The 440-nt window shown below is 45.7% G+C and carries 1 protein-coding gene; it reads right to left on the minus strand.

Going from position 1 to position 440, the window contains the following annotated elements; genetic code table 11:
* Positions 1 to 440 (minus strand): S41 family peptidase (locus tag BTA35_RS16805; RefSeq protein WP_238377635.1); only part of this gene is annotated, 440 nt, incomplete at both ends.

A 440-nucleotide genomic window follows, 5' to 3' on the forward strand; every position in this document is an offset into this window, starting at 1 on the left:
GTATTGGCTAACGACTCTGTTGTACTTTTGCTATCAGATTCTGGCGTTTGTCCGCTTTCAAGGTGACCGTCTAAATCGGCCTCTTTGATTTGCAGTTTAGCTTCAATAGGTGTCAGACGCGCAGGTTTTACTTCAATGTCAGGGGTAATACCTTGAGCCTGAATTGAACGACCGGATGGCGTGTAATATAAAGCGGTGGTGAGTTTTAAACCACGGTCATTAGCCAGTGGTAATACGGTTTGTACCGAGCCTTTACCAAAGCTTTGTGTGCCCATGATGACCGCACGACGATGATCTTGTAAGGCTCCTGAAACAATTTCAGACGCAGATGCAGTACCTTCATTAATCAAAATTACAACAGGCACGCCTTGAGCTGGATTTTCCTCAGTAGCGGTGAAGCGCATCTCTGCGTTATTCAGTCGACCCTCGGTATAAACAAT

This window comes from Oceanospirillum linum (assembly GCF_001995095.2).
Lineage (GTDB): Bacteria > Pseudomonadota > Gammaproteobacteria > Pseudomonadales > Halomonadaceae > Oceanospirillum > Oceanospirillum linum.